The organism is Stenotrophomonas sepilia (assembly GCF_003244875.1).
In the GTDB taxonomy this organism is placed as follows: Bacteria; Pseudomonadota; Gammaproteobacteria; order Xanthomonadales; family Xanthomonadaceae; genus Stenotrophomonas; species Stenotrophomonas sepilia.
The window spans coordinates 109551-115557 of record NZ_LXXZ01000048.1; the positions used below are offsets into that span (position 1 = coordinate 109551).

The window sequence follows — 6007 nt, forward strand, 5'->3', positions numbered from 1 at the left end:
GGTGGCCGCGCGAGTTCTGGCGTGGGGAATGGAAATGCTTCATCGACTGGTTCCTTGCTCGCCGCCCTGCCCGCGTCACGCCGGCAGCTTGAAGTCGGCGACCGAACGGCGCAGGTCCGCCGCCAGCTGCGCGAGGTGGCCGATCGACTCGGCGGTCTGTCCGGCACCCTGCGAGGTCTGCCCGGTGATCTGCCGGATCACGCCCATGGTGCGGGTGATGTCCGAGGCGGCGGCCGACTGCTGCTGGGCGGCGATCGAGATGTTCTTGATGAGGGTGTTCAGCGCGTTTGACACGCGTTCGATCTCGGTCAGCGCGGTACCGGCGTCCTCGGCCAGGCGCGCACCAGACACCACTTCGGCCGTGGTCTGCTCCATCGAGGTGACCGCTTCATTGGTGTCGGCCTGAATGGCCTGGACCAGGTTTTCGATGCGTCGGGTCGCACCCGAGGTGCGTTCTGCCAGGCGCTGCACTTCGTCGGCCACGACCGCGAAACCGCGGCCCGCTTCACCGGCCGACGCGGCCTGCACCGCCGCGTTCAACGCCAGGATGTTGGTCTGCTCGGAGATGTCGTTGATCAGTTCCACGATCGAGCCGATTTCCTGCGACGACTCGCCCAGGCGCTTGATGCGCTTGGAGGTTTCCTGGATCTGGTCACGGATCTGGTCCATGCCCTGGATGGTCTCGCGCACCACGCCGGCACCTTCGGCAGCGATCACCACCGAGCGCTGTGCCACGTCGGCCGACTCGGCCGAGTTGCGCGACACCTGCTCGATGCTCGCCGCGATCTCCCCGATGCGGTCCGAAGCCGAGGTGATCTGGTTGGCCTGGTGCCCTGCGGCCTCTGCCAGCTGCATGGCGGTGGCCTGGGTTTCCTGGGTGGACATCGCGACCTTGGCCGAGGTGTCATTGATGGTGGTCACCAGGTGGCGCAGCTCGTCGACCGCGTAGTTGATCGCGTCGGCGATCGCGCCGGTCATGTCCTCGGTCACCGAGGCCTTCACCGTCAGGTCGCCCTCGCCGAGCGAGGAGATTTCGTCCAGCAGCCGCATGATCGCCTGCTGGTTGCGGCTGTTGAATTCCACCTGGGTCTGGTAGCGCAGTTCCTGCTCGCGCGAGCGGCTGCGCACGTTGGTGGAGACGAAGCCGATGATCGCGATCAGCGACAGCGCACCGGAGACCACGCCAATCCAGAAGTTCGGGAACAGGCGGGTGTCGGATACCGAGCCGAACGAGGAGAACGCGTCGAACAACTTGCGGCTGTCATCCAGCATGTGGGCCGAACCCTGGCCCAGCGCGGTGGCAGCGGACTGCGCCGCGAACAGCTGGCGCGAGCTGGCCAGGATCGCGTCGGCGTCCTGCTTCATCGCTTCCCACTTCTGCTGCGACTGTTCCAGCGCGGCCACGGCGGCGGCACCGCGCACGGCGGTGATGCCCAGTTCCTCGTTGCCGTTGCGCAGGCCGTCGAGCACCTGCGAGAACACGGTGATGTCACGTGCCAGCGCATCGCCGGAGGTCGCCGCGGCGCTGCCACCGGCACGCATTTCGGTCACGCGGCGGGCCATCGAACCGGCCACCACAACCTGCTGCAGCGCGCTGTACACCTGCGACGACGGCGCGCCGGAAGCGGACATCGCACGCACCAGCTCGTTCAGCTGGGCCTGCAGGCCCGGCACTGCGCCGGTGAAGTTGTTCGCGTTGCCGGCCAGCGCCAGCACGGCCGGTTCGCTGGCCACCAGCTGCCCGGCCTGCTTGCCCAGCGGCGCCCAGGTCTCGCCGAGGGTGGCGATGGCACCGGCTACGCCCGGCTCCTTGCCGTAGCGTCCCTGCAGGGTCGACACGTTCTGCTCGATCGCGTTGCGGGTGGCCTTGAAGGCGGTGAAGGCCTGGGCGTTGCCGCCGACCGCGTCACGTCCCTGGTTGGCCAGCTGCTGCGACAGCACCTGCAGGTCGGCGGCCTTGGAGCCGGCGTCGGCAAGGCGGCTGCCCTGCCAGGTGGCGACGCCGGTGTTGACGCCGAACAGGATCATCGATGCCAGCAGCAGGAACAGCCAGAGGTTGCTGCCGCCCAGCCGCAGCTTGCCGGTCTTGGTGGCGTCCGAAGCAGTACTCATCGTTCAACCTCGATCTTCAATGCAGGGGGCGATGCCTGGCCTCAGGCCGCGGCTTGCCGGAATTCAGGGGTGCGCGACAGCAGCGAGAGCGAGAACACGCCCCAGTCATGGCCGTCGGCATGGAAAGCACGATCGACGAAATGCCCGTAGCGGCCATCGGCCAACGTGCCCGCTTCGATCTGCTGGTCCAGCTCGAAGCTGCGCTGGCCGAACAGTTCATCGATGGTCAGTGCGACGTCGCCGCCGGCCTGGCGCATGATCAGCACGCGCTGGCCTTCCTGCTGCACGGTGCGCGTGCCTTCCAGGAAGTACTTCAGGTCGACCACCGGGAACAGGTTGCCGCGCAGGTTGCCCACGCCCAGCAGCCAGGGCTGCGCACAGGGTACCGGGGTCACCGGCGGCATCGGTACGATTTCCACCACTTCGCGGAAATCGGACACCAGCCGGCGCTGGCCGACGCGGAAACCCACGCCACGCCACAGGTCCTGGGCAAACTGTTTTCCGGGCAACTGCACCGCATGGGCCAGGCTGCGCCGTTCATAGGCTTCAAGGATGTCGAAGGGCGAGCGCATCAGGCCACCAGTTCGTTGATCCGCGCGATCAGTTCATCCTCGCGCGGCGGCTTGACGATGTAATCGGCGGCGCCCTGGCGCAGGCCCCAGGCCTTGTCGGTTTCCATCGCCTTGGTGCTGACGATGATCACCGGGATGTGCTTGATCGCCGCATCACGGGCCATCGCACGGGTCGCCTGGAAGCCGCTCATGCCGGGCAGGACCACGTCCATCAGCACCAGCTGCGGCACCTGGTCGCGGACCAGCTGCAGGCCATCCTCGGCGTTGTCCGCTTCCAGCACTTCGTGGCCGGCACGGCGCAGCCACTGGGTGAACACCGCGCGGTCGGTCGGTGAATCCTCGATCAGGACGATACGAGCCATTGTGCCTTTCCCCCCTGGTCAGGCGTTGACGTATGTGCGGATGGCACCCAGCAGTTCTTCACGCGTGAAAGGCTTCGTCAGGTACTGCTCCGAGCCGACGATGCGTCCCCGCGCCTTGTCGAACAGGCCATCCTTGGACGACAGCATGATGACCGGGGTCGCCTTGAACAGCTGGTTGCCCTTGATCAGCGCGCAGGTCTGATACCCGTCCAGGCGCGGCATCATGATGTCGACGAAGATGATCTGCGGTTGCTGGTCTGCGATCTTGGCAAGCGCTTCGAAGCCGTCGGTGGCGGTGACCACCTCGCAGCCTTCGCGCTTGAGCAGCGTTTCCGCAGTCCTGCGGATGGTCTTCGAGTCATCGATGACCATCACCCGGAGTCCTGCGAGTTCCCCGCCCGCAGTCGTGTTTTCAGTCATTGCCTATCCCCAAGCGCACGGCCCGATCTCTGGCGGGGGCCGCTGCGAAAGCGTATCTATATCGCACTTTCCGCGCCCGCTTCAAGGCCGCCCCACGGCGCGGGGCATGGCCCCCTCCTGAACGTGACGGGTTTCGCAATGAGTGCGCGACCGCCGGGCGGACGCTGCGTTGCAGTATGGCGGGGAGGCGCGCGACCGGCGTTGCCGCTACCATCAACGCCTTGCCTGACAGGTGCGCCCATGCCGTTGAACGTCATCGTGGTGATGGACCCCATCGCCCACATCAAGATCGCCAAGGACACCACCTTCGCCATGCTGCTGGAAGCCCAGCGCCGCGGCCATGCCCTGCACTACGTGCGGCCGGGCGGACTGGCCCTGGAAGGTGGCGTGGCGGTGGCCCAGACCGCGCCGCTGCAGGTGCGCGACGACCCGGCCGGCTGGTATGAGCTGGGTGAGTTCAGCCGTACCGAGTTCGGGCCCGGCCAGATCGTGCTGATGCGCAAGGACCCGCCGGTCGACGCCGAGTACATCTACGACACCCAGGTGCTGGACGTGGCCGCCGCTGCCGGTGCCTGCGTGGTCAACAACCCGCAGGGCCTGCGCGACTACAACGAGAAGCTGGCAGCCCTGCTGTTCCCGCAGTGCTGCCCGCCGACCCTGGTCAGCCGCGATGCCAAGGCGCTGAAGGCCTTCGCCCTCGAACACGGCCAGGCCGTGCTGAAGCCGCTGGACGGCATGGGCGGCCGCTCGATTTTCCGCAGCGGCCAGGGCGATCCGAACCTGAACGTGATCCTGGAGACACTGACCGACGGCGGCCGCAAGCTGGCGCTGGCCCAGAAGTTCATTCCCGACATCACCGCCGGCGACAAGCGCATCCTGCTGGTCGACGGTGAACCGGTCGATTACTGCCTGGCGCGCATTCCCCAGGGTGACGAGTTCCGCGGCAACCTGGCGGCCGGCGGCCGTGGCGAAGGGCGCCCGCTGAGCGAGCGTGACCGCTGGATCGCCGGCCAGGTTGGCCCGGAGATGAAGCGTCGTGGCATGCGCTTCGTCGGCCTGGACGTGATCGGCGATTACCTGACCGAGGTCAACGTGACCAGCCCGACCTGCGTGCGCGAGCTCGACGCGCAGTACGGCCTGAACATTGCCGGCACCCTGTTCGACGCGCTCGAGGCCGGCCTGCGCTGATGCCGTCCGCACCCGCCGTTCTGCCCCCGCCGCCACGCGAAGCGCAACGGCTGGGGGCCACCATCGCACTGTCGGTGCTGGTCCACGCCCTGCTGATCCTGGGCGTGGGTTTCGCCGTGAAAGGCGATGCTCCGCTGGTGCCGACGCTGGAAGTGATCTTCAGCCAGACGCGCACCGCACTGACGCCAAAGCAGGCTGATTTCCTTGCCGCCGCCAACCAGGAAGGCGGTGGCGAGCACGACCGCGCACAGCGTCCGCGCGACAACCAGGCCGGCATCGTGCCGCAGGCCCGGTCCGGGTTGAGCCCGGTGCCGCAGCAACAGCAATCGGCCGCCCCGGTTCCGCCGCCGCAGGCACGGGTGGTCAGCAGCCGCAACGGACAGGACTCGGTGGCACAGGCGCAGGCCCAGCCAACCCCGGAACGCCCCGAGCCGGACGCGCCGTTGAGTGCACGCGAGCAGCGCGATGTGGAGATGGCGCGACTGGCTGCCGAAGTGCATCTGCGCTCGGCGCAGTATGCCAAGCGCCCGAATCGCAAGTTCGTGTCGGCCAGCACGCGTGAATATGCCTATGCCAATTACCTGCGCGCCTGGGTCGACCGTGCCGAGCGCGTCGGCAACCTGAATTATCCGGACGAGGCCCGGCAGCGCCGGCTCGGCGGCCAAGTGGTGATCAGCGTGGGCGTGCGGCGCGATGGCAGCGTGGAGAGCAGCCGCATTCTGCGTTCAAGCGGGACGCCGCTGCTGGATGAAGCGGCGCTGCGGGTGGTGAAGCTGGCGCAGCCGTTCCCGCCGTTGCCAAAGACCGAGGACGAGATCGACATCCTGCAGGTCACCCGTACCTGGGTGTTCCTGCCGGGCGGCGAACTGCGCGACGACCGGTAGGGTTTTGGTGCCCGGGCCTGCGGCCCGGGACCCGCTGAAGGGCTAGAGCAACAGCAACAGCAGCGGTTGGTGTCCTGAAGCTTGGCGGGGCGGTGTCGGGCGGCGGGGACGCCGCAAGTACGTCCGTGTAGGCTTAGCCGCGGCATCCATGCCGCGGATACCCCGCCGCCCGACACCGCCCCGCCTCTGACAGATCGCGGCGCACCATTGCTGTTGGTAGGTGTCGACCTTGGTCGACACACATCCACGCCAGGCGTGGATACGAGCGAAGCGACCCGCTTTTGACTTTGATCTTCTTTTTTTTATTTTCCGTGGCGGACGCACACGGAAACTGTCAGAGGTCGGGCGGGGGTGGGTTCGCGGGGGTCACGTCAGAGACGGGTTCACGGCGTCCCCCGCGCACCCACCTCGCCCGGCCAAGCGCGGCTCGTGCTTTCGCGCCCCGCCACGAGGGGCTCAGCCGTTGGCC

General features: G+C 67.5%; 6 protein-coding genes. 2 read left to right on the plus strand and 4 right to left on the minus strand.

The features are described 5' to 3' along the window. Positions 1-75 precede the first annotated feature (75 nt). Genes A7X97_RS09200 through pilG form a run of 4 tightly spaced genes read right to left on the minus strand, consistent with a single transcriptional unit; the run spans position 76 to position 3466 of the window. Positions 76-2112, minus strand: a complete 2037-nt coding sequence (locus tag A7X97_RS09200) for a methyl-accepting chemotaxis protein (RefSeq protein WP_049415562.1) — start codon at positions 2110-2112, stop codon at positions 76-78. A gap of 41 nt (positions 2113-2153) precedes the next feature. Beyond that, the gene (locus tag A7X97_RS09205) at positions 2154-2684 is read right to left on the minus strand and encodes a chemotaxis protein CheW (protein ID WP_065178184.1); all 531 of its coding nucleotides are present in this window, start codon (positions 2682-2684) and stop codon (positions 2154-2156) included. Next, complete coding sequence (locus A7X97_RS09210; RefSeq protein ID WP_005410717.1) at positions 2684-3046, minus strand: response regulator; 363 nt, start codon at positions 3044-3046, stop codon at positions 2684-2686. Before A7X97_RS09210 ends, A7X97_RS09205 begins: the two co-directional genes overlap by 1 nt. Positions 3047-3064: 18 nt before the next feature. Continuing rightward, positions 3065-3466 (minus strand): twitching motility response regulator PilG, encoded by a 402-nt coding sequence (gene pilG, locus A7X97_RS09215; RefSeq protein ID WP_005418455.1) that lies wholly within the window; start codon positions 3464-3466, stop codon positions 3065-3067. Between the two features lie 240 nt (positions 3467-3706). Here pilG and gshB point away from each other — a divergent pair, with 240 nt between their 5' ends. Both gshB and A7X97_RS09225 read left to right on the plus strand, forming a co-directional pair. Beyond that, the gene (gshB, locus tag A7X97_RS09220) at positions 3707-4654 is read left to right on the plus strand and encodes a glutathione synthase (protein ID WP_061478899.1); all 948 of its coding nucleotides are present in this window, start codon (positions 3707-3709) and stop codon (positions 4652-4654) included. Further along, entirely contained in the window at positions 4654-5538 is an 885-nt protein-coding gene (locus A7X97_RS09225; RefSeq protein ID WP_088496839.1) for an energy transducer TonB, read from the plus strand. Before gshB ends, A7X97_RS09225 begins: the two co-directional genes overlap by 1 nt. The last annotated feature ends 469 nt before the right edge of the window (positions 5539-6007 follow it).

Excerpts from the sequence above, each read along its gene's own strand:
- pilG (WP_005418455.1), bottom strand. The coding sequence starts at position 3,466 with ATGACTGAAAACACGACTGCGGGCGGGGAACTCGCAGGACTCCGGGTG.
- A7X97_RS09200 (WP_049415562.1), bottom strand. The coding sequence starts at position 2,112 with ATGAGTACTGCTTCGGACGCCACCAAGACCGGCAAGCTGCGGCTGGGC.
- A7X97_RS09225 (WP_088496839.1), top strand. The coding sequence starts at position 4,654 with ATGCCGTCCGCACCCGCCGTTCTGCCCCCGCCGCCACGCGAAGCGCAA.
- A7X97_RS09210 (WP_005410717.1), bottom strand. The coding sequence starts at position 3,046 with ATGGCTCGTATCGTCCTGATCGAGGATTCACCGACCGACCGCGCGGTG.
- gshB (WP_061478899.1), top strand. The coding sequence starts at position 3,707 with ATGCCGTTGAACGTCATCGTGGTGATGGACCCCATCGCCCACATCAAG.
- A7X97_RS09205 (WP_065178184.1), bottom strand. The coding sequence starts at position 2,684 with ATGCGCTCGCCCTTCGACATCCTTGAAGCCTATGAACGGCGCAGCCTG.